The following is a 19797-nucleotide window of genomic DNA, read 5'->3' as shown; positions in this document are numbered from 1 at the left end:
CCGGCACAACATTCTGCGACCGCAGAACCGGCACAACATGGTTTTGTAAAACTCGGCCTAGAACAAAGGCCAAAACCCAATACCCCCAGCTCCCTCCACCCCACTGTGGCCGAGTTTTACAAAACTGCGCCTTGACAGGCGCCCCGGGTCGCGCCCCGGGAGGCGATGAGGTGGTGCGCTATTTGGAGTGGCGGGGGAGGAACGCCCCCATTTCGTCGGCGGCGGACGGCGAGTACCACCAGTAATGGTTGGAGCCGTGCACCTGGATCACTTCGACGCCCTTGCGGCAACCGCGGGCGGAGACGCGGGTGGCGCTATACAGCGGGGCGCGGTCGAGGCCGGGTCCGCAACCGTTGCGGGCGGCGTAGGAGCCGAACATTTCCGGCACCGGCAGGACGCGCTCGCCGCGGCGGGTGGTGCCGTAGTACGGAGTGAGCGTGTCGTTCATGCCGTGCAGTGCCATAAACGCGATGGGCAGGTTCTGGCAGCCGCGGTTCACCGGCGCGTAGTAGGCACCGGATACACCCGCGACGCCGGCGAAGAGGTCCGCCATGTGGCAGGCGGAGACTGCTGCCATGCCGCCGCCGGTGGACATGCCGGTGGCGTAGATGCGGCGGCGGTCGATGTTGTAGTAGCGCTGCACGTCGTCGATCATCGCGCGCACGAAGGCAATGTCCTGGCCGGGCCGGGTGGAGGCGGTCGGCGAGCCTTCCCAGGATGCGCCGATGGCTCGGGGGTAGACGATGATGGCGTCGCGCCCGACAGAGGATTCGCGCAGGCGGGAGTAGTTGCGGAAGTTTTCGGTGGAATCTTGGTAGGCGGAGTAGCCCACCATCACCGGCGTCGGGTTCGCCGGGTTGTAGCCTCGCGGCACCCAAACCAGGTAGCTGCGGCCGGCGGCATGGATCTCGCCGTTGGTGCCGTTTGCCACCGGCGCGGGGGCCTGGGGCGCCCAGGGCGCGGGGGCAGGCACCGGCGCAGGCGCGGGCAGCGGATTGCGCGGAAGAGCCGAGCTGCCGGGGATGGTGTCGTTGGCCATTTTGACGAACTTGTTCCACTCGGCGTTGGCCTGGTTCACAGCGTCGGTGGCGGCGCGGTTAGCGTCGTTGATCGCGCGGTTTACCTGTCCGTTGATTTGGGACGACATATCTTGGGCCCCAGCCTGCACCGGGGCGACCGCACTACCTGCGATGAGCAAGGCAGCGAGACCACCTGCAAGGCTTTTCACAATTTTCACACCGGCCACACTAACCCCACTTTTATGTAGCGGCAAGCAATACAGACGTGCGTGCACAAATGGAGGTTCGTTAAAGTATCGTCACATGCCCACTTCCAGACCCGATAGCGCCCCAGACTTTCTGCTCTCGCGTGGCGACGGCTCCGTGCGCACCCAAGGTGCACTCCGCACCTTCGACGATGCGTGGGAGGCTGCGGACGCGATCGCGCGCGGCGAGGAAGAAATGGTTGTCGGCGCCCTCCCCTTCGATCACGACTGCCCAGCGGCACTCACGGTCCCCGAGCACATCATCCGGGAGCCGGGTGCGCTCGAGCCGCACCCGTACTACCGCGTCGGCGAGGGTTCCAAGCTCAACGCAATGCTTATCGACGTTGACCCGTCCCCGGCCGAACACCTGCGCCGAGTCGAAGCCGCCATCTCGACAATCCAAAGCTCCGCCCTGGACAAAGTAGTGCTGGCGCGTGCCGTAGACATCGCCTTTGACCCGCCGGTGGACCCCCGCTTGGTCGCAGCGCGGCTGATCGACCTGTCGTACACGCACGACGGGTTCATCGCGGACCTCACCCCCTCGGGGCGCTCGGGGCATTTCCTCGTCGGGTCCTCGCCAGAGGTGCTGGTGCGCCGGCGCGGCAGGCGCGTCTGGTCGTTTCCCCTCGCAGGTTCCGACGCCCGCGTCCCCGGCGACCAGGACGCAGACCAGGCGGCGGCCAACTCACTGCGCGATTCTGCGAAAGACTTGGACGAGCACCGCTTCGTGGTCGACCACATCCGGCGCATCCTCGCGCCTCTGTGCAGCGAGCTCACTGTCCCGGAACGCCCGCGGCTGGAAAAGACCAGCGAGATGTGGCACCTGGCCACACCGATCGAGGGCGTGCTGAAGGATCCCGCCCCGAGCGCGCTCGACCTCGCGCTGAGCCTGTACCCCACCCCGGCGGTCTGCGGCACCCCGCAGGCGGCGGCGGAAGCGTTGATCACTACCGCGGAATCGGACCGCGGCTTCTACGCCGGCGCGGTGGGCTACACGGATGCCGCCGGCGACGGCGAATACATGGTGGCCATCCGCTGCGCCGAGGTCAACGCGGACGGCACCCGGGCCCGCGCCTGGGCTGGCGGGGGCCTTACCGCCTACTCGGACCCGCAGGCCGAGCTCGACGAAACCTCGGCCAAGCTGCGCACCATCATGCGCGCGCTCGGCCTGTAGTTACGCCCGCTCGACCGGGTTGCCCAGCTTGCCGATGCCTGGGATCTCCACCTCGATGTAGTCGCCCGGCACCATCTCTGCGGTGCCGGCGGGCGAGCCGGTGGCGATGACGTCGCCAGGCAGCAGCGTGAAGGACTCGGAGACCCACTCCACCATCTCGCCGACGGACTTGATCATCTGGTTGGAGTTGGAGTCCTGCTTGGTCTCGGTCACGCCGTTGTGGGTGTGGTGCGCCTTGATGGGGAGGTTGGCAAAGTCGAACTTCTCCAGGTCCGTCTCAATCCACGGGCCGATTGGGCCGAAGGTGTCGATGCCCTTGGCACGGGCCCACTGGCCGTCGGCGAACTGCAGGTCGCGCGAGGACACGTCGTTGATGATGGTCACGCCGCGGATGACGGACTTCCAGTCTGCAGCCTTGACGTTCTTGCACGGTACGCCGACAACGAGCGCGAGCTCGCCCTCAAACTCCACGCCGGTGGCGTACTCCGGGATCTTGATGGCGGCGCCGGGACCCACAACTGCCGTGGACGGCTTGATAAAGATCGTCGGCGGCAGGTGCTCCGCGGACTTCTTGAACACCTCCGCCACGTGGTCGGCGTAGTTGCGGCCCACGGCCACCACCTTCGACGGCAGGGTCGGGGCAAGCAGGCGGACGTCCTCGAGCGCGTACTCTTTGCCCGTGTATTCGGGGTCGGTGAACGGGGTGCCGGCGATGGCTTTCGCGGTCTTGCCCTCGTCGTCGATGACGGCGAACGTCATTCCTTCAGGTGTTGCAATTCGTCCAAAACGCATGTGACAGAGCATACAACCAATTACAAAAGTGGCGTTACCCGGTTAGAGCGAGATAGAGCTCCGCGCACGCCACCGCGTCGGTCAACGCGTTGTGGTTCGCGTACGCCGGCAGGTTATAACGCTGCCGCACCCTGGGCAAACGCAGGTCCTCCCCGCGCGGGTAGGTGCCCATGCGCTCCATGTGGCGCCGCTCCATGGCGAAAGTGTCAACCACCTCGCTGTCGTGCAGCCGCCACTTGCTCCCGCGCACATCCTGGTGCAGCTTACCCAGAAACCCGGTTTCCATCTGCGCGAAGTGCGCGAGCAAATTCCGCCCGTCGAGCGCAGCCAGAAACGCCTCGAGCACCTCTGCGGGCTCCCGGCCCAGCGACGCCACCTCGTCGTCCGTCACCCCGTGCAGGGTGGCGGACTCCCCCACGTCCGCGCCCCGCAGCACGAAGTACTCCGCGCCGGAGAGGTCGATCACCCGGCCGTTGACCGGCACCCACCCCACGGACACCAGCTGCGAGCGTGCGGGCTTGAGCCCCGTGGTTTCGACGTCCACGGCGAGCAGGGCGCCGTCGATAAGCTGGCGTTTCTTCGGCCCGAACATCTCACACCGCCCTGGTCGGATACGCGGTGGACAGCGCGTTCTGCAGGGACTTGATCACCCCGAACGCGTCGCGGAGTGCCGCGCGGTCGCGCTCCGGCAGCTGCTTCGGGTCGATGCGGTAGTTCGGCGCCTCGCCCGCGCGCACCTGGGCGCACTGGTGGCGCATGGCAAGGTCGGCGAGGTACTCGTAGGCGTCCAGAAGATCCGCCGCCCCCTTCGCGGAAACCGGCCCACCGGCGGCGCCGCGCAGCCGCGCGATGGTGTCCACGCCATCCACCCCGGCCGCGATGGCGTACAGGCGCGCCATCTGCACCACCGCCGCGGTGCCGCCGCGCTTGATGTCCAGCGTGTGGGCGTACTCGCCGCTGCGCTCGAGCACGAATCCGCGGAAGAAGCCCACCGGCGGCTCGCGGAACGTGGCCAGCGCGGCCAGGTGCGTGTGCAGGCGGCGCGAGCCGTGCGCAGACGCCAGCGCGCCAGAGCGCACCCGCGCGGCCATGTCCTGCCAGCCCTCGCCGAAGCCGAAGACGGCGCGGAAATCGAAAAAGACCTGCGCGTGAAGCAGCGCGTCCGGCTTCGGTGCCGTGACCCAGCCATGGAACGTGCGGCCCCAATCGCTTTCCGTCATCCGCCATTGCGGCGAAGACGCCATCATCTCGCCCGGGCACAACGCCTGGCCGGCACGGGCGAGCCCCTCGCAGACGAACGCGCTGAGCTCGGCGAAGTACTCGCCGTGCCGCGCGGCGTCGTAGTCATCGGCGAGCACGAGCGCGTTGTCCTGGTCGCTGGCCGGGCCCATCTCCCCGCGCGCCTGCGAGCCCACCGCCACAAACGCGAACCGCACAGGCGGGAGCCCAAGCTTCTCGACGGCTAAAGTGCCCAACCTCTTCGCCACCGCATCCGCGATCGAGGTGAGCAACCGCTGCGTCTCGGCCGCCGAGGCGCCGCGCTCGAAAAACCGTACCGCGACGCGTGCCGCGTCCCGGTAGGCGCCCTCCAGCTCCTCCAGCGACGCCCGCGCCACGTCCGCCGCGAGGTAGATCGGGTCCGCCTGCAGCTGGCGCATGATGTCCGCGGCAGTGACCACACCAACCACCTGGCCTTGGCCGGCGACCGGCAGGTGGTGGATGCCAAGCTCGCTCATGGTCAGCATCGCCTCGAACACGAGCGCGTTGGGAGCGATGGTGCGCACTGGGCTGGTCATCACATCCGCCACGGGCCTGGACGTGTCCACCCCTCCTGCGACCACCCGCGAGCGCATGTCGGCGTCGGTGATGATGCCGGCGACCTCGTGCCCGTCGGTGATGATCAGGCTGCTGATGTCCTCTTCGCCCATCGCGCGAGCGGCCTCGGCGATACTCACGTGCTTGTCCCGGGTGACCGGCCCGCGGCCGGCGAAAATCTCGCGCAGCGGGGTGCGCAGCACGTCGGTGGCGCCGCCATCGCGCACCTCCTCGGCGGCGGCACGCACGCGGCGCGAGGCGGTTTGGAAGAAACGGCCCATGTCGGGGAATTGCGCAAGCAGCTCGAGGAACGCCTCGCGCGGTAGCAAGAGCAGGATGCTGTCTTCCACCGCCTGCATGAGGTAGGCGGACTCACGCTCGCCCACCAGCGTGGAGTAGCCGAAGTTCAGCCCGGCCTCACGCCGGTCCAGCAGCAGGTTGTCCGCGCTGACGATGTCCACCGCGCCGGAGCGGATGACGTAGAGCGTGTCGTTGGGCTGGCCCACCTCCACCACGGTCTGGCCGCGGCGGACATAAGTGATGCCCATCTGCGCCGGCAGTGCGCGCAGCGTGTCCTCGGGAAGCGTCGAGAAGGGCTCGTGCTGGGCGAGGAAACCGTAGACCTCATCAAGCTCCACACTCATAGAGCAAGAGTATCGTGCGGCTGCGCCCGATACCGGCAGTTTTTACTGGTAGCTGACAAACCATGGACGCGGGTTGACGTCGCGGTAGGTCTGCTCCGGGGTAAAGGTCGGGAAATCCTCGTCGAAGAAGTTCTTCCACGCCATGAAGTAGTTCGGGTCCAGACCTTCGCGCAGCACGTTCCAGGTATCGAACTTCTGGTCCGGGCCGCCGTGGCCGTCGGCGTGCAGGACCCAGGCGAGCTCTGGCTGGCCGGTGACAATGTTTTCGCGGTCCGGGTACATAGCCACGTTGAACTGGTGCAAAATCATCGCCTTTTGCGGCAGGTTGTTGTCGCGGACGAGCTGCGCGAGCCAGTCAGCGACCTCGTTGATCTCGCCCGAGGTGGCGCTGCCGATGCGCGACAGCGGCTGCTCGCCCGGGTTGAGCTTCCACTCGGCGTCCAGCGCTAGGCCAACGTTCGGGCGCTTGAGCAGCTCCTCATAAAGCTTGGCCTGCTCGACGAAGCTGCCCTGGCCGGGCTGCAGGTCGATCACGGCGTAGCCGCCTGCGTCCACGATCGCGTCGACGTAGGGCACGAGGTCTTCCATCGGCGTCTCGTTGGAGAAGTTACCGTCGTCGCCCGGGCCGCCGGAGGCAACGGTGGCGATGACCTCGAACGCGGGGATGACAGGGGCATCGCTAAACGGCTGGTAGTCCTCGGCGTACTTCTTCGCCAGCTCCACCGCGGCCGCCGGGTCCTGCTCCCCCATCACGCCCAGGTCTGGGCCGTAGGGGTGGCCGTACAGCGCCACCATGCGGCGGCCCGGGAAGACCAGGCCGCCGCCGCCCGGCAGCTCGCCGCCCTCCGCGAGTGCCGCACGCGCCTGGAAGTTTTCGGTGTCTCCCCACTGGCGGCCCAGCGCGAGGGTGTCCTGATCGGTGACCGTGCGCATGCTGTCCGCCGTCGCGCGCGGGTCCGGTGCCGCCAGCACCTGCACGTCCGCACCGGCGGCCCGCGCGGTGGCCACGGAAGCGCGCGAGGACAGCGCGGTGGCGAACACCGGCGGCATGGTCAGCTCGCTCGGGTGCTCCGGCTCCAGCGCGGCGATGGCTGCGGCATCCCCAGCCGGCTCGGCGGAGGCGACCGCCTCGGTGTCTTCCTCGTCGCCCGGCACGTTGATCACGCGCGTGGCGCCCAGGCGCTCGACTTCGGCGTCGACGGCGGAATCGGTGCCGTCGAGACGCACAAGCATCGGCGCCCCAAGCTTGACCGCGATGGCCGCTGCCTTGAGCTGCTGGTCGCGGTCCTTGGCGGAGACCACAACGGTCTCCGAGGAATCGAAGAGGCGCTGGGAGACCTCCACACCGGTGCCGTCTGTGTCCTGGATGACCTCGTCACCGTGAGTTTCGAGCGCGGCCGGGGCGCCGACCCCGCCTTCTGTACTGCTGCAGCTGGTGAGCACCAGTGCGGTTGCGGTCAAAACGGCGGGGATCGTGCGGGTCACATGCATGCGCACAACCCTACTTCAGGGCGGCGGCGATCCTGTCACCCACTTCGGCGGTTCGCACCTTTGCGTCGCCGCGCTCAGCTACATCGCGCTCGACGGCCTCTTCGATGCGTGCGGCGTTGTCCTCGTCGCCGAGGAAGCGAAGCATCATCGCCACCGACAAGATCATCGCGGTGGGATCCGCAATGCCCTGGCCAGCGATGTCCGGTGCGGAGCCGTGCACCGGCTCGAACATGGAGGGGAACTCCTTGGCGGCGTTGATGTTGCCGGAGTTTGCAAGGCCCACACCTCCGGCGACGGCACCAGCGAGGTCAGTGAGGATGTCGCCAAAGAGGTTGTCGGTGACGATGACGTCGTAGCGCTGTGGGTCCTGGACCATGTAAATCGTCGCGGCGTCGATGTGGTTGTAGTCCACCTCAACCTCTGGGAACTCGGCCGCAATTTCGTCGACGGCGCGCTGCCACAGCCCACCTGCGTTGACCAGCACGTTGGTCTTGTGCACCAGTGTGAGCTTCTTACGGCGCGTCATGGCCAGCTCGAAGGCGTAGCGCACCACGCGCGAAACGCCGTGGTAGGTGTTTTGGGAGACCTCGGAGGCCACCTCGTGTTCGGTGCCCTGGCGCAAGGTGCCGCCGTTTCCGGCGTAGAGTCCCTCGGTGCCCTCGCGCACCACCACGAAGTCGATGTCGCCGGGGTTGGCCAGCGGGCTCACCGACGACGGGTACAGCCGCGACGGGCGCAGGTTGACGTAGTGGTCCAGCTTGAAACGCAGCGGCAGCAGCAGGCCGCGCTCGAGTACGCCGGCCGGCACGCGCTCCGGGTCACCGATGGCGCCGAGCAGGATTGCGTCGTGTTCCTTCAGCGAGTCAAGGTCCGCATCCGTGAGCAGCTCGCCGTTTCGCAGGTAGCGTCGGGCGCCGAGGTCGAAATCGGTGGTCTCCACGTCGTCGCGCACGGTGCGCAGGACCTTGAGCCCCTCCGCCATGACTTCCTGTCCGATACCGTCGCCAGCGAGCACTGCAATTTTCATATTCTGAAACCCTCTTCTCACATAGTAGAAAACAGCCTCAGACTATCACCTCGCGCCACGCTAGTAGGCCGCTTCCGCCTCCCAGATCCGGTCGATCAACTGAGCGGAGGTGCCGAACTGGCTCCCCAGCGCGACCAATGGGCGCTCAGCCAGCCCAGCCATGGCGAACAGGGTCTGCTCGCTCTTGCGCGGATCCGCCAACGGCACAACGGTCACATCCGCGCCGTAACTACGCGCGTTTGCCACTGACGGGATGGACGACTCCCAGGTGGCAACCACCCGCGGTGCCATATTGGCATCGCGGCGGGACTGAATGGGGAAGGGTTCCGGATTCGCCGCGGGCAACACCGACGGGTCCGCCCATTGAGCACGCAGCCACATCGGCTCGCGCTGGTGCAGGCTGGAAACCTCACGCACCGCCTCCTGCGGCGTGGCGACGGTGTGCTCCCGGTAGCGCAGCGCAGTCATCTGTTCTAATGCCCGCAGCCCGCCAGGGTCGCGCTGCACGCTCACCGCACCTTTCGACGGCGCAATGGCCACGTCTCCCACAGTGAGCACGTTCACAGTGCGCATATCCGCAATCATCTGCACGTACTCGGCGTGACGGGTGGGGTCGTACACCATCATCGGCGCGTTCGTGGTGACCGCGATGGACGCCGCGCGCAGCTGCGCTTCGACGGAGGTGTCGCTGAGCACAAGCGTCTCAGACGTCGGGAAGAACAGCTTGGTGGTTTTGATGCCGAGGACGTCATCGACGACCTCCGGCTCGCCCGCGAACAGCTTCCCCACGTGCTTGGATTGGTTCACGCCGCGGGCACGCTCGAGCGGACTCAACTGCGCCTCGGGAGCACAGGACGTCAGCATCGCGGAGGCAACGACGACGGTTGCCACCCCCGTGATTATTGTCGCTTTTGCCACTTACGCCTCGCCCGGCTCCCAGTCGCGCTCGGCGGCACGGTCCATGGCGTACTCGATTATGCCCACGAAACGCTCGCGCCTGTCAGCCACGAAGCCCTCCCAGTCAGAGGCCAGAAGTAGTTCTGGATCCATCTCGTGGCCGTCAAGCATGGCGTCGAACTCGTCGTCTTCCAGCAGGGACTTCGACTGCAGCCGGGGCAGGTAGCGCTTCGGCTCGTTGCGCTCAATGACCACGTCAGTGCGCCGGCCCATCGGCGTGCGGTTCAGTACCGAATCAACCAGCTGCGGATCCTTCTCCAGCGCACCGGTGACGGCCAGGTATTCCGCCGGGAACACCTGGCGGAAGCGGGGCTGCAGCTGCTCCACCGTTTCCGCGGTAAACAGTTCCGCGGTGCGCCAATCACGTGCGCCGCGGGCCATGAGCAGCGAGTACAGGCCGCGGTAGATGCCGCTGTCCGGGCCGGCTGTGCGCAGGCGGGACTCAAAAAATCGCGCCTCGGCCACCGTGCGGGGCAGCTCGTCTGTATCTCCACGCACCCACGGCGTCACCTCAGTCACGTCCAAGCCAATCCGGATGGTGGGCGCGTGAGCACCGTACAGTTCGCCGAACACACCGCACCAGAACCAGCGGTTGAGCCGGTCGGCCGCACCTTCGCGCTCGAGTGCGCCCGAATCCTCAGCCAGGCGCGCCAGGATCACCGCGAGCGGGATCAGCTGGGCTGGATACGGCACCTGGTCCGCGTAAACGACGCGGCGCTCCTCCAAAAACCTCGCGGCGGCGAGGAAACCGTCCAGCATTTCGCCTGCGTGCGTCCGGTACTGCTCCAGCGAAATGTCCAGGATGTCGCCGCGGTGGCCCCGCGCGGAGCCCCTCCTGCTGGTCAGCAGCAGCGACAGCGCGCGCAGAAACTCCACTCGCCCCACGCTGTCCAGCACGGGGTGCTCGCGCAGCTTGTGCTCCGTATCCCGCCAGTTCTCCGCCAGCACAAACGACGGGTCCTCGGAGGCGAACACCGCCGTGAGCAGCTCGAAGACGTCCATCTGCACGCCGGCAGAGTTGGCGAACGCGAAGATCTGACCAACGCCCGCCTGCGTGGTTTCGCGGTCCACGCGGATCACCGGCACGTCGTACGCCGGAAGCCCACGCATCACTTGGTTGACAAAGTGCTTGACCGCGTCGCGCAGCTGCTCGTCTTCGGTGCTCGCGGCCATGTCCACAAGCAAGTCGTTGCCCTCGGTCCACAGCAGCATGCTTACCGGGATGACACCGTTATTTATATAGGCCTCGCGCGAATTCAGCGCACCGTCGACGTCCGGCCCGAAGTGGGAGCGCACCTGGCCCTGCTCATCCACCGCGAATAGTGCCTCCACTGGCATTGGGTCTGCGGACACTGCTACGCGCACGTCCACCATGAAGCGCCGGCGGATCGGCCGGCCCAGGTAGTCCACGGTGTGGACCTCGCCGTCGTTCTTGAACGCCTGGTAGAGCGAGGTCAGGCGCTGCTGTCCGTCCAGAAGCAACAGCCCGGGGGCGACGCCTTCCACCACTACACCTTCGAGCGGGCGCGGCTTGAAACGCTGCTCCGTGTTGCGCGTATCCAGGGCGAGGAACGAGCCCACCGGGTAGCCGCGCAGCACGGAAGTCACCAGGGTGCGAACCCTGTCGACGTCCCATAGGTACTCCCGCTGAAAGTCAGGCAGCTGCAGCTCTCCCCGCCCCGCGCGGGAAAACAGGTCTTTGAGTGAGTAGCTCGGCGTGGTGAAACCCATGTCTCCCAAGCGTAGTGCAGTTTCAGCACACCTTCTCGTGACCGATGTGCTCAGGAGGTTCAATCTGCACCGTCGCGTGCTCCACCCCAAGGTGCGCCAGCGTGTCCTGCACCCGGTCCAGCAGCTGGTCGCGGTCCACCCCGGGGCCCGCCACCACGTGCACCGTGGCTAATACGCTCACCCCGTCCAGCGACCACAGGTGCAGGTCGTGCGTATCCGTCGCCCCTTCGACCTGCCGTAGTGCGCGCTCCACTTCGTCCGCATCGAACCCCGCAGGGACGTGTTCGAGCATCACCCGGGCCGAGCGCACCATCAGCTGCCAAGCCCGCGGCAGCACCAGTGCCGCAATAACCAGGGAGGCAACCACGTCAGCACCGGTAAACCCGGTCCACGCAATCACCGCGCCAGCCACCAGCACTGCGACGGAGCCGAACATATCCACCAGCACGTGTAAGTACGCGCCCTGCACGTTGATCGAGCCCTCCCGGTGGCGCGAGAGCACCCATGCCGAAGCAGCGTTCGCGATCAGGCCAATCATCGCGATGACCATCATCGGTCCTGTTTCCACCGGTTGCGGGTCGCGCAACCTGCGCACCGCCTCGACCACGATCCAGATGGAAATTGCCAGCACAGTGGCCGCGTTGATCAGTGCAGCGAGCACTTCCACGCGCCGGTAGCCGTACGTCGCGGTTGCGGAAGCGGCCTTTTGTCCGACGATGATGGCAAGAAGGGAGATGATCAGCCCCGCGGCGTCGGAAAGCATGTGCATCGCGTCCGCGAGTAGAGCCATCGACCCAGAGAGCCATCCGCCGACAACTTCCGCGACGAAAACCGTGCCGGTGATCGCCAGTGCGACTGCGAGCGCGCGTCTCGGAGCGCCGTGGGCGTGGTCGTGGTTGTGGTTGTGGTGATCGTGCATTTCGGTCCCTTTCACATTCTGCACATTGCCTATCGACGACCTACGGTACTCGCTGCATTCCTTAATGACAACTAATTGAAAATCGTTCCATATGGCAGCGGCCACCCTGGGAGCGCAGGGAAAACGCCGAATACGTTGAGACGTGTGGCACGGATCTCGCGGCACCGCTTGCGGAAGTTTTGTTACAGTGGGCGTTCGTTCGCCACGGATGCTGGTTCAGCCATGCGTCCGACGGAGACGTTATGCCAGCACTTGTGTTAGCACGAAAGGAATTCACAATGAGCAACCCCATCGACCCGAAGCGCAACCCGAAGGACGTCGCCAAGGACGCTAAGGACTTCGGCCAGGACAAACTCGGCGACGCGAAGGATCTCGGCAAGGACAAGCTGGACGACCTGCGTGGCCGCGGCGGCGAAGGCGCCGACCGCGTTAAGGACGTCAACACCGACCGCACCAACGTTGAGCCGAACAAGGATGTCCGCGTTGAGCGCACCACCACTGAGGGCACTGCATCCACCCCGGCTCGTTCCACCTCTGGCTCCACGGCTGTGACCGAAGAGGGCAACTCTGGTGGCGGCTGGTGGAAGTGGCTGCTCGGCCTGTTCGTCGCGCTGCTGCTGCTGTGGCTGCTGTGGTCCCTGTTCTCCGGCGACAATGACGAGGGCGAGACCGTTACCTCCACCACCACCGCCGCAACCGAGGTTGTCTCCGAGACCACCACCGTCGAGGGCGCCGAGGAGTCCGCTGCTGCGGGCGCCGAGGAGTCCGCCGCTGAGCCGGCAGACGAGACGGTCACCGAGACCAACATCGTTGACGAGACCACCGAGACCCTCGCACCGGAGGAAGCTCCGGAGGGTGCTGCGGCTACCAACTAGTCGCCAAAAAAGCTTCACCCCGCGTCTCCCAATCGGGAGCGCGGGGTTTTTGCTGCCTACAAGCTATCGGGCGGTGTCGGTGAGCGGATTTCTCACCCAGCTCATCATGTCGCGCAGCTCTGCGCCCGTCTTTTCAATCGGGTGCTCGGAGACCTTCGCCCGCAGGTCCTCCAACTCCTTGTTGCCGCCTTCGACGTTGTCGACGAGGCGCTTGGTGAAGCTGCCGGACTGAATGTCCTTGAGCACCTCGCGCATGCGGTCCTTCGCACCTTCGTCGATGATGCGCGGGCCAGACAGGTAGCCGCCAAACTCCGCAGTGTCGGAGATGGAGTAGTTCATGTTGGCCAGGCCGCCTTCGTAGATCAGATCCACGATCAGCTTCATCTCGTGCAGGCACTCGAAGTAGGCCATCTCGGGCTCGTAGCCGGCCTCGGTGAGCACCTCGAAGCCCGACATAATCAGGCTCTCCAGGCCGCCGCAGAGCACGGCCTGCTCGCCGAACAGGTCGGTAACGGTCTCCGCTTCGAAGGTGGTCGGGATGACGCCCGCGCGGGCGCCGCCGATTGCCGCGGCGTATGACAGCGCGAGCTCCTTGCCGTTGCCCTGCGGGTCCTGCTCCACAGCGATCAGCGCCGGCACGCCCTTGCCGTCGACGAACGTGCGGCGGACCAGGTGGCCCGGGCCCTTCGGCGCGACCATGACGACGGTGATGTTGTCCGCCGGCTTGATCAGTTCGAAGTGGATGTTCAGGCCGTGGCCGAAGAACAGCGCATCGCCAGCCTTGAGATTCGGCTCGATGTCTTCGGTGAAGATCTTGGCCTGGGAGGTGTCCGGGGCCAGCAGCATGATCACGTCGGCCCACTCGGCGGCCTCCGCGTTGGTCTTGACCTCGAAGCCGGCTTCGCGCGCCTTGTCGGCGGACTTGGAGCCTTCGCGCAGGCCGACGACCACCTCGACACCGGACTCGCGCAGGTTCTGCGCGTGCGCGTGGCCCTGGGAGCCGTAGCCGATGATGGCGACCTTCTTCGCCTGGATCAGGGACAGGTCTGCGTCGTTGTCGTAGAGCACGTCGATTGCCATGTGTACGTCACTTCCTTCATTCTGTGAGACGGTCATTTCACATTATGACACAACCGTCCCGGGTTTTTAAGATTTACTCGGACTTTGCCATCGTTTTTGCGCCGCGCGAGAGCGCCACCGAGCCCGAGCGCGCCAATTCGCGGATGCCGAAGGAGTCCATCACCTCAAGAAACGCTTTGAGCTTGGCGGAATTGCCCGTGGCCTCGATGATCACGGAGTCCACCGCCACGTCGATCACGCGGGCGCGGAACAGGTTGGCGGCGTCCACCACCTGCGGGCGGGTCAGGTTGTCCGCGTTGACCTTCACCAGGAGCAGCTGGCGGCCGACAGACGTGGCGTCGTCAAGCTCGAGCACCTTATGCACCTGGATGAGCTTGTACAGCTGCTTGGTGATCTGCTCGACGGAGTGCGGCGTGGCGTCGACGACGACGGTGAGGCGGTTGATGCCCTCCTTCGCCGTCTTTGCGGAGACGAGGGAGACCAGGTTGTAGCCGCGGCGGGTAAACAGCGCGGTGACGCGGGTGATGATGCCGTCGACGTCGTCGACGAGCACCGACAGCGTGTGGCGGGTGATCGGTTCGGGCTGTGCCATGGTTAGTTTCCCTCCTGGTCGAGCGCTTCGATGGTGTCGTTGATGGTCTCCGGCGACTCCGCCGCAGACTCCTCCTCGCCGAAGAACGGGCGCATGCCGCGCGCGTACTCGATGTCGGAGTTGGAGGTGCCCGCCGCGATCATCGGCCACACCTGCGCGTCCTCGCCGACAACGAACTCGACCACCACCGGGCGGTCGTTGATCTCGTGGGCGCGCTGGATCGCCTCTTCCACCTCGTCGGCGGACGTGACGCGGAACGACACCGCGCCGAGCGCCTCGGACAACTTCACAAAGTCGGGGACGTAGACCTCGCCGCCGAGCTTGGTGTGCGAGTAGTGCCCGTCGTAGAACAAGGTCTGCCACTGGCGCACCATGCCCAGGTTGCCGTTGTTGATCAGGGCCACCTTGATCGGGAACCCCTCGAGGGCGGCGGTGGTGAGCTCCTGGTTGGTCATCTGGAAGCAGCCGTCGCCGTCAATGGCCCACACCTCTTTGTCCGGCATCGCGGCCTTCGCCCCCAGCGCGGCGGGGATGGAAAAGCCCATGGTGCCGGCGCCGCCGGAGTTGATCCAGTGCCGCGGCTTGTCGTAGTCGATGAACTGGGCGGCCCACATCTGGTGCTGGCCCACGCCCGAGACGTAGATCGCGTCCGGGCCTGCGGTCTTCGACAGCGTCTCCAGGACGAACTGGGGTGCAAGGGTGCCGTCGGTGTGCTCTTCGTAGCCGCGCGGGAAGCGCTTCTTCAAGTCCGCCAGGCGGTCGATCCACGGCTCGATGCTGGGCGCCTTGACTTTGCCTTTGTCGTCGAAGTAGTCGGTGAGCTCGGACAGCACCCGCTTGGCGTCGCCGACGATCGGCACATCAACCGGGCGGATCTTGCCCACCTCTGCCGGGTCGATGTCGGCGTGGATGACCTTCGCGTGCGGCGCGAAGGTGTCGGTGTCGCCGGTGACGCGGTCGTCGAAACGCGCGCCGATCGCGATGAGCAGGTCGGACTCTTGGAACGCGCCCACCGCGGGCACGGTGCCGTGCATGCCGGGCATGCCCAGGTAGAGCGGGTGGTCGTGCGGGAACGCCCCGAGCGCCATCAGGGTGGTCACCACCGGGATGCCGGTGGCTTCCACGAACTTGGCCAGCTGCTTGTGCGCGTTCGCCTTGACCACGCCGCCGCCGATGTAGAGCACGGGGCGCTTCGCCTTGGCAATCATCTTCGCCGCCTGCGCGATCTGACGGTTGTGCGGCTTCGTGTTCGGCTTGTAGCCCGGCAGGTCCACCTTCGGCGGCCACGCGAATTCGATCTCGGCGTTTTGCACGTCTTTCGGGATGTCCACCAGCACCGGGCCGGGGCGGCCGGTGGAGGCGATATGAAAGGCCGCGGCGATTGCGCTGGGGATCTCCTCCGCCTTGGACACCATGAGGTTGTGCTTGGTAATCGGCATGGTCACGCCGCGGATGTCCGCCTCCTGGAACGCGTCGGTACCCAAAAGCGGCGAGCCGACCTGGCCGGTGATGGCCACCATCGGCACCGAATCAAGGTAGGCATCCGCAATCGGGGTGACCAGGTTGGTCGCGCCCGGACCGGAGGTGGCGATGCACACGCCCACATTGCCGGAGGCCACCGCGTAGCCTTCCGCGGCGTGTCCTGCGCCTTGCTCGTGGCGCACCAGCACGTGGCGCAGTTTCTCGGCGCGGAACAGCGCGTCGTAAAGCGGGAGCACTGCACCACCGGGCAGACCGAATACGATCTCGGTGCCCAGTTCCTCGAGGCTGCGCACGACTGCGTCCGCACCCGTCATGCGTTCGGGCTTTCTTTTCTCTGCAGCTGCCACGTGAAGGCTCCTTGCTTGCTCGACTCTGCTTGTCAATCGCGATCCAATACAACAAAAGCCCCCGGCGAGCGATGTGCTCTCGAGGGCGCTTGGTGTGTCAGCGGCGTGTAAAACGCACCCGCTACGGCAAGCGCCGTCGGGAGAGAATAATTACAAGTCGCTCGTTGATCACGATTTCAAACTGTAGTGGCACAGGCAACGTCGCGGGGGTTTTTATTCAAGTATTTAAATTACGGGCTATTGCCTATCGACGTACCAAAGGTGACTACCATTCCGAACTATGACTGACACGCCGGAGCACACCCAGCACGTTTTCAAGCCGACGCGCGAGCACATCCTCGCCATCGTGCTTGCCACCGGCATCGCCCTGATGGGCATCCTCTGGGCGCCGAAGTACCTGGCCTGGCTGCTGATTTTCCCCGCCATCTGGCTGGCGTGGGTGCTGGCCTCCTCCACCACCGTGGACGAGCGCGGCATCACCGCCAAGTACCTCGTGCGCAAGAACACCACCCTGCCGTGGCGCGACCTGAAAGGCCTCGCCTTCAAGGGCTCCGCCGTCAACGCGGTAACTGTCGACGGCGCGGAGCACCCGCTGCCCGGCGTGACCTTCAATTCCCTGCCCGACCTGGCCGAGGCCTCCAACGGCCGCATCACCGACGTGATCACCGCAGCCCAGGAGGCTGCCGACGGCAAGTACGAAATCATCGACAAGGGCGGCCACAAGGTTCTGCTCTCCCGCGAAGAGTACGACGCCTACGTAGCCGAGCACCCGGACCTGCCGGGCCCGCGCCCGTCCGCGCCGAAAACTTCCCCTGAAGCTTAAGGAGTAAACACCGTGATCCCACTTCGCTCACGCGTCACCACCATCGGCCGCCAGGCCGCAGGCGCCCGCGCACTGTGGCGCGCCACCGGCACCGGCGAAAACGAGTTTGGCAAGCCGATCGTGGCCATTGTGAACTCCTACACCCAATTCGTTCCGGGGCATGTGCACCTGAAAGAGGTCGGCGACATCGTCGCGGACGCCGTGCGCGCCGCCGGCGGAGTGCCCAAGGAGTTCAACACCATCGCCGTCGACGACGGCATCGCCATGGGGCACTCCGGCATGCTGTATTCCCTGCCGTCCCGCGAGATCATCACCGACTCGGTGGAGTACATGGTCAACGCGCACACCGTCGACGCCATGGTGTGCATCTCCAACTGCGACAAGATCACCCCGGGCATGCTCAACGCCGCGATGCGCCTGAACATCCCGTCCGTGTTCGTCTCCGGCGGCCCAATGGAGGCCGGCAAGGCGTTCTCCGTCGGCGGGGTGACCAAGCCGAAGTCCGACCTCATCGACGCGATCGCGCTGTCCGCCAACGACGGCGTGTCCGACGACGAGCTCGACGCCGTCGCCAACAACGCCTGCCCCACCTGCGGCTCCTGCTCCGGCATGTTCACCGCCAACTCCATGAACTGCCTCACCGAGGTACTCGGCCTGTCCTTGCCTGGCAACGGCACCACCCTTGCCACCCACACTGCTCGCCGCGAGCTGTTTGAAAAGGCCGGCCGCACCGTCATGGAGCTGTGCGAGCGCTACTACGGCCAGGGCGACGAATCCGTCCTGCCCCGTAACGTCGCCAACGTCCACGCCTTCCGCAACGCCATGGCGCTGGACATGGCCATGGGCGGCTCCACCAACACCATCCTGCACATCCTCGCCGCGGCCCAAGAGGGCGAGATCGACTTCGACCTGCACGACATCGACGATCTGTCCCACCAGATCCCGTGCCTGTCTAAGGTGGCGCCGAACGGCGAAGCCCACGTCGAAGATGTCCACCGCGCTGGCGGCATCCCGGCGATTCTGGGCGAGCTCAACCGCGCAGGCCTGCTGCATGCGGATGTGCACTCGATCGCGTATCCGTCGTTAAGCGAATGGCTCTCCGACTGGGACATCCGCGGCGGGTCCGCCACCGACGAGGCGCTGGAGCTGTACCACGCCGCTCCCGGCGGCGAGCGCACCACGAAGGCGTTCTCCCAGAGCGCGCGGTGGGCCGAGCTGGACACCGACGCGGCAAACGGCGTCATCCACGACGTCGAGCACCCCTTCACCTCCGACGGCGGCCTGGTGGTGCTGCGCGGCAACCTCGCGCCCGACGGCGCGATTTTGAAGACCGCCGGCGTGGAAGAAGGACTGTGGGAGTTCACCGGCCCTGCGCACGTGGTGGACTCGCAGGAGCAGGCCGTTTCGATGATCCTCAACCGCGAGGTGCTCGAGGGCGAGGTCGTGGTGATCCGCTACGAGGGCCCCGCCGGCGGGCCGGGCATGCAGGAGATGCTGCACCCGACGTCGTTCTTGAAGGGCGCCGGCCTGGGCAAGAAGTGCGCCCTGATCACGGACGGGCGCTTCTCCGGCGGCACTTCCGGGCTTTCGATCGGCCACATCTCCCCCGAGGCAGCGGCAGGCGGCCTGATCGGCCTGATTGAAGACGGCGACACCATCTCCATCTCCGTGTCCAACCGCGAGCTGAAGCTCGACGTGGACGAGGCGGAGCTGCAAAAGCGCCGCGAAGCGATGGAAGCCTCCGACAACCCCTGGACGCCGAACCGCGTCCGTGAGGTGTCGAAGGCTTTGCGTGCGTACGCGAAGATGGCCACCAGCGCCGACAAAGGTGCCGTGCGCCAGGTGGACTAACTAGGCGACCGGGTTGATGCCGGTGCCGAACCACCACATCAGCCCGGCTGCCGCCAGGCCGAGCAGCGCGCAGATCCAGCTGGAAACCAGCGGGCGCTTGGCCCAGCCGCGCGACGCGTCGACGCCGTAGCGGCCCGGACCGGTGAACTGCACCACCAGGGACGCAGCCAGCAGCATGACCGGCACCCAGGTCTCCGGGGTCCAGGCGAAGACGTTGAAACCGTCCGGTTGTTCAGTGAACGCGTGCAGCGCCATAAAGCCGGTCACGGCGATGGCGACCAGCGCCGCAACCGGGGTGAGCAGACCCAGCACCAGGAACACGCCGGCGGCCAGCTCCAGGGTGGGCACGACAACGGCAAGGCCGGAGCCGTACGGGTAATCCGCGAAGGCGCTCTCTAGCCCGGAGATGCCCTCGTTGCCGCCGAGTCGGAAGAAGGTGCCCACAGAGTCGATGATCAAAAACGCGCCGAGGAACAGGCGCATCAAAAACAGGCCGAAGTCCGTGGTGCCGCGGCGGGTCTCGTCCTCCACCACGACCGGCTCGGCCGTCTCTGCGTAGACCGGCTCCGTGGTGTCGGTTGCGTACGTAGGCGTCGCAGCGGTGTACGCCGGCTCGCGGTTCACAGCCACCGTTTCAGAGGTGCCCGCAAACGAGGTGGTCTCCGGAGACTGCGGGATCAGCGGCCCGTCCGCCTGTTCGCCGCGCGGGAAAATCTCCGTCGGCGCGGCCTTGCCCGTGCGGGTGTACAGGCCGTCCGAGGCGCTCCTCGCGTCGCCGGTGTACTCCGGCACCTCAGGAGAATCCAGGTTCGTCAGATCGTTTTGCTCATTAGGCGTGAGGTCACGTGGGTTGTTAGCCATGCCAACAAATGTATGCGAAAGCGCTGCCTGATCCTTGGTAACGCGCCGTTGAAACAGCAAATCCGAGCCTGT

At 66.1% G+C, this 19797-nt stretch carries 17 protein-coding genes; 4 read left to right on the top strand and 13 right to left on the bottom strand.

Translation table 11 applies throughout. The features are described 5' to 3' along the window. Nucleotides 1-178 precede the first annotated feature (178 nt). Nucleotides 179-1237 (bottom strand): PHB depolymerase family esterase, encoded by a 1059-nt coding sequence (locus H0193_RS12265; RefSeq protein ID WP_181888302.1) that lies wholly within the window; start codon nucleotides 1235-1237, stop codon nucleotides 179-181. 85 nt (nucleotides 1238-1322) lie between these two features. On the opposite strand from H0193_RS12265, the gene H0193_RS01815 reads away from it, so the two are divergent. After that, entirely contained in the window at nucleotides 1323-2438 is a 1116-nt protein-coding gene (locus H0193_RS01815; RefSeq protein ID WP_181888301.1) for an isochorismate synthase, read from the top strand. Here the strand turns inward: H0193_RS01815 and H0193_RS01810 are convergent, their stop codons facing one another. The 8 genes from H0193_RS01810 to H0193_RS01775 are packed head-to-tail and all read right to left on the bottom strand — an operon-like array spanning nucleotide 2439 to nucleotide 11814. Then, nucleotides 2439-3230 carry a fumarylacetoacetate hydrolase family protein gene (locus tag H0193_RS01810; protein WP_181888300.1) on the bottom strand — a complete coding sequence of 264 codons (792 nt, stop codon included), beginning with the start codon at nucleotides 3228-3230 and terminating at the stop codon, nucleotides 2439-2441. A 34-nt stretch (nucleotides 3231-3264) separates the two neighbouring features. Further along, the gene (locus H0193_RS01805) at nucleotides 3265-3822 is read right to left on the bottom strand and encodes a 3'-5' exonuclease (protein ID WP_181888299.1); all 558 of its coding nucleotides are present in this window, start codon (nucleotides 3820-3822) and stop codon (nucleotides 3265-3267) included. Nucleotide 3823: 1 nt separating this feature from the next. After that, nucleotides 3824-5689, bottom strand: a complete 1866-nt coding sequence (locus H0193_RS01800; protein ID WP_181888298.1) for a DUF294 nucleotidyltransferase-like domain-containing protein — start codon at nucleotides 5687-5689, stop codon at nucleotides 3824-3826. Nucleotides 5690-5731: 42 nt separating this feature from the next. Next, the gene (locus tag H0193_RS01795; protein ID WP_181888297.1) at nucleotides 5732-7180 is read right to left on the bottom strand and encodes a cell wall-binding repeat-containing protein; all 1449 of its coding nucleotides are present in this window, start codon (nucleotides 7178-7180) and stop codon (nucleotides 5732-5734) included. A gap of 10 nt (nucleotides 7181-7190) precedes the next feature. Further along, nucleotides 7191-8207, bottom strand: coding sequence for a 3-isopropylmalate dehydrogenase (locus H0193_RS01790; protein WP_181888296.1), 1017 nt, complete (start codon nucleotides 8205-8207; stop codon nucleotides 7191-7193). Between the two features lie 60 nt (nucleotides 8208-8267). Beyond that, nucleotides 8268-9098, bottom strand: a complete 831-nt coding sequence (locus H0193_RS01785) for a hypothetical protein (RefSeq protein WP_338026566.1) — start codon at nucleotides 9096-9098, stop codon at nucleotides 8268-8270. 27 nt (nucleotides 9099-9125) lie between these two features. Continuing rightward, nucleotides 9126-10895, bottom strand: a complete 1770-nt coding sequence (locus H0193_RS01780) for a DUF262 domain-containing protein (protein WP_070474891.1) — start codon at nucleotides 10893-10895, stop codon at nucleotides 9126-9128. A 22-nt stretch (nucleotides 10896-10917) separates the two neighbouring features. Then, nucleotides 10918-11814, bottom strand: coding sequence for a cation diffusion facilitator family transporter (locus H0193_RS01775; protein WP_181888295.1), 897 nt, complete (start codon nucleotides 11812-11814; stop codon nucleotides 10918-10920). Nucleotides 11815-12092: 278 nt separating this feature from the next. On the opposite strand from H0193_RS01775, the gene H0193_RS01770 reads away from it, so the two are divergent. Beyond that, complete coding sequence (locus tag H0193_RS01770; RefSeq protein ID WP_181888294.1) at nucleotides 12093-12689, top strand: hypothetical protein; 597 nt, start codon at nucleotides 12093-12095, stop codon at nucleotides 12687-12689. Nucleotides 12690-12752: 63 nt separating this feature from the next. Here H0193_RS01770 and ilvC read toward each other — a convergent pair whose 3' ends face one another. From ilvC to H0193_RS01755, 3 genes are all read right to left on the bottom strand, one after another. Continuing rightward, nucleotides 12753-13769 (bottom strand): ketol-acid reductoisomerase, encoded by a 1017-nt coding sequence (gene ilvC / locus H0193_RS01765; RefSeq protein ID WP_181888293.1) that lies wholly within the window; start codon nucleotides 13767-13769, stop codon nucleotides 12753-12755. A 73-nt stretch (nucleotides 13770-13842) separates the two neighbouring features. Next, complete coding sequence (ilvN, locus tag H0193_RS01760) at nucleotides 13843-14361, bottom strand: acetolactate synthase small subunit (protein WP_181888292.1); 519 nt, start codon at nucleotides 14359-14361, stop codon at nucleotides 13843-13845. A gap of 2 nt (nucleotides 14362-14363) precedes the next feature. Continuing rightward, nucleotides 14364-16157, bottom strand: a complete 1794-nt coding sequence (locus tag H0193_RS01755; protein ID WP_236883469.1) for an acetolactate synthase large subunit — start codon at nucleotides 16155-16157, stop codon at nucleotides 14364-14366. Nucleotides 16158-16470: 313 nt separating this feature from the next. On the opposite strand from H0193_RS01755, the gene H0193_RS01750 reads away from it, so the two are divergent. Continuing rightward, complete coding sequence (locus H0193_RS01750) at nucleotides 16471-17013, top strand: PH domain-containing protein (RefSeq protein ID WP_181888290.1); 543 nt, start codon at nucleotides 16471-16473, stop codon at nucleotides 17011-17013. 12 nt (nucleotides 17014-17025) lie between these two features. Next, nucleotides 17026-18864, top strand: coding sequence for a dihydroxy-acid dehydratase (gene ilvD, locus H0193_RS01745; RefSeq protein WP_181888289.1), 1839 nt, complete (start codon nucleotides 17026-17028; stop codon nucleotides 18862-18864). Here ilvD and H0193_RS01740 read toward each other — a convergent pair whose 3' ends face one another. Beyond that, complete coding sequence (locus H0193_RS01740) at nucleotides 18865-19725, bottom strand: DoxX family protein (RefSeq protein ID WP_181888288.1); 861 nt, start codon at nucleotides 19723-19725, stop codon at nucleotides 18865-18867. It lies immediately after the preceding gene. Between the last annotated feature and the right edge of the window lie 72 nt (nucleotides 19726-19797).

The organism is Corynebacterium haematomassiliense (genome assembly GCF_013978595.1).
Taxonomy (GTDB): domain Bacteria; phylum Actinomycetota; class Actinomycetes; order Mycobacteriales; family Mycobacteriaceae; genus Corynebacterium; species Corynebacterium lehmanniae.
The sequence above is the reverse complement of the archived record's forward strand: the minus strand, read 5'-3'. Positions and strand labels throughout refer to the sequence as shown.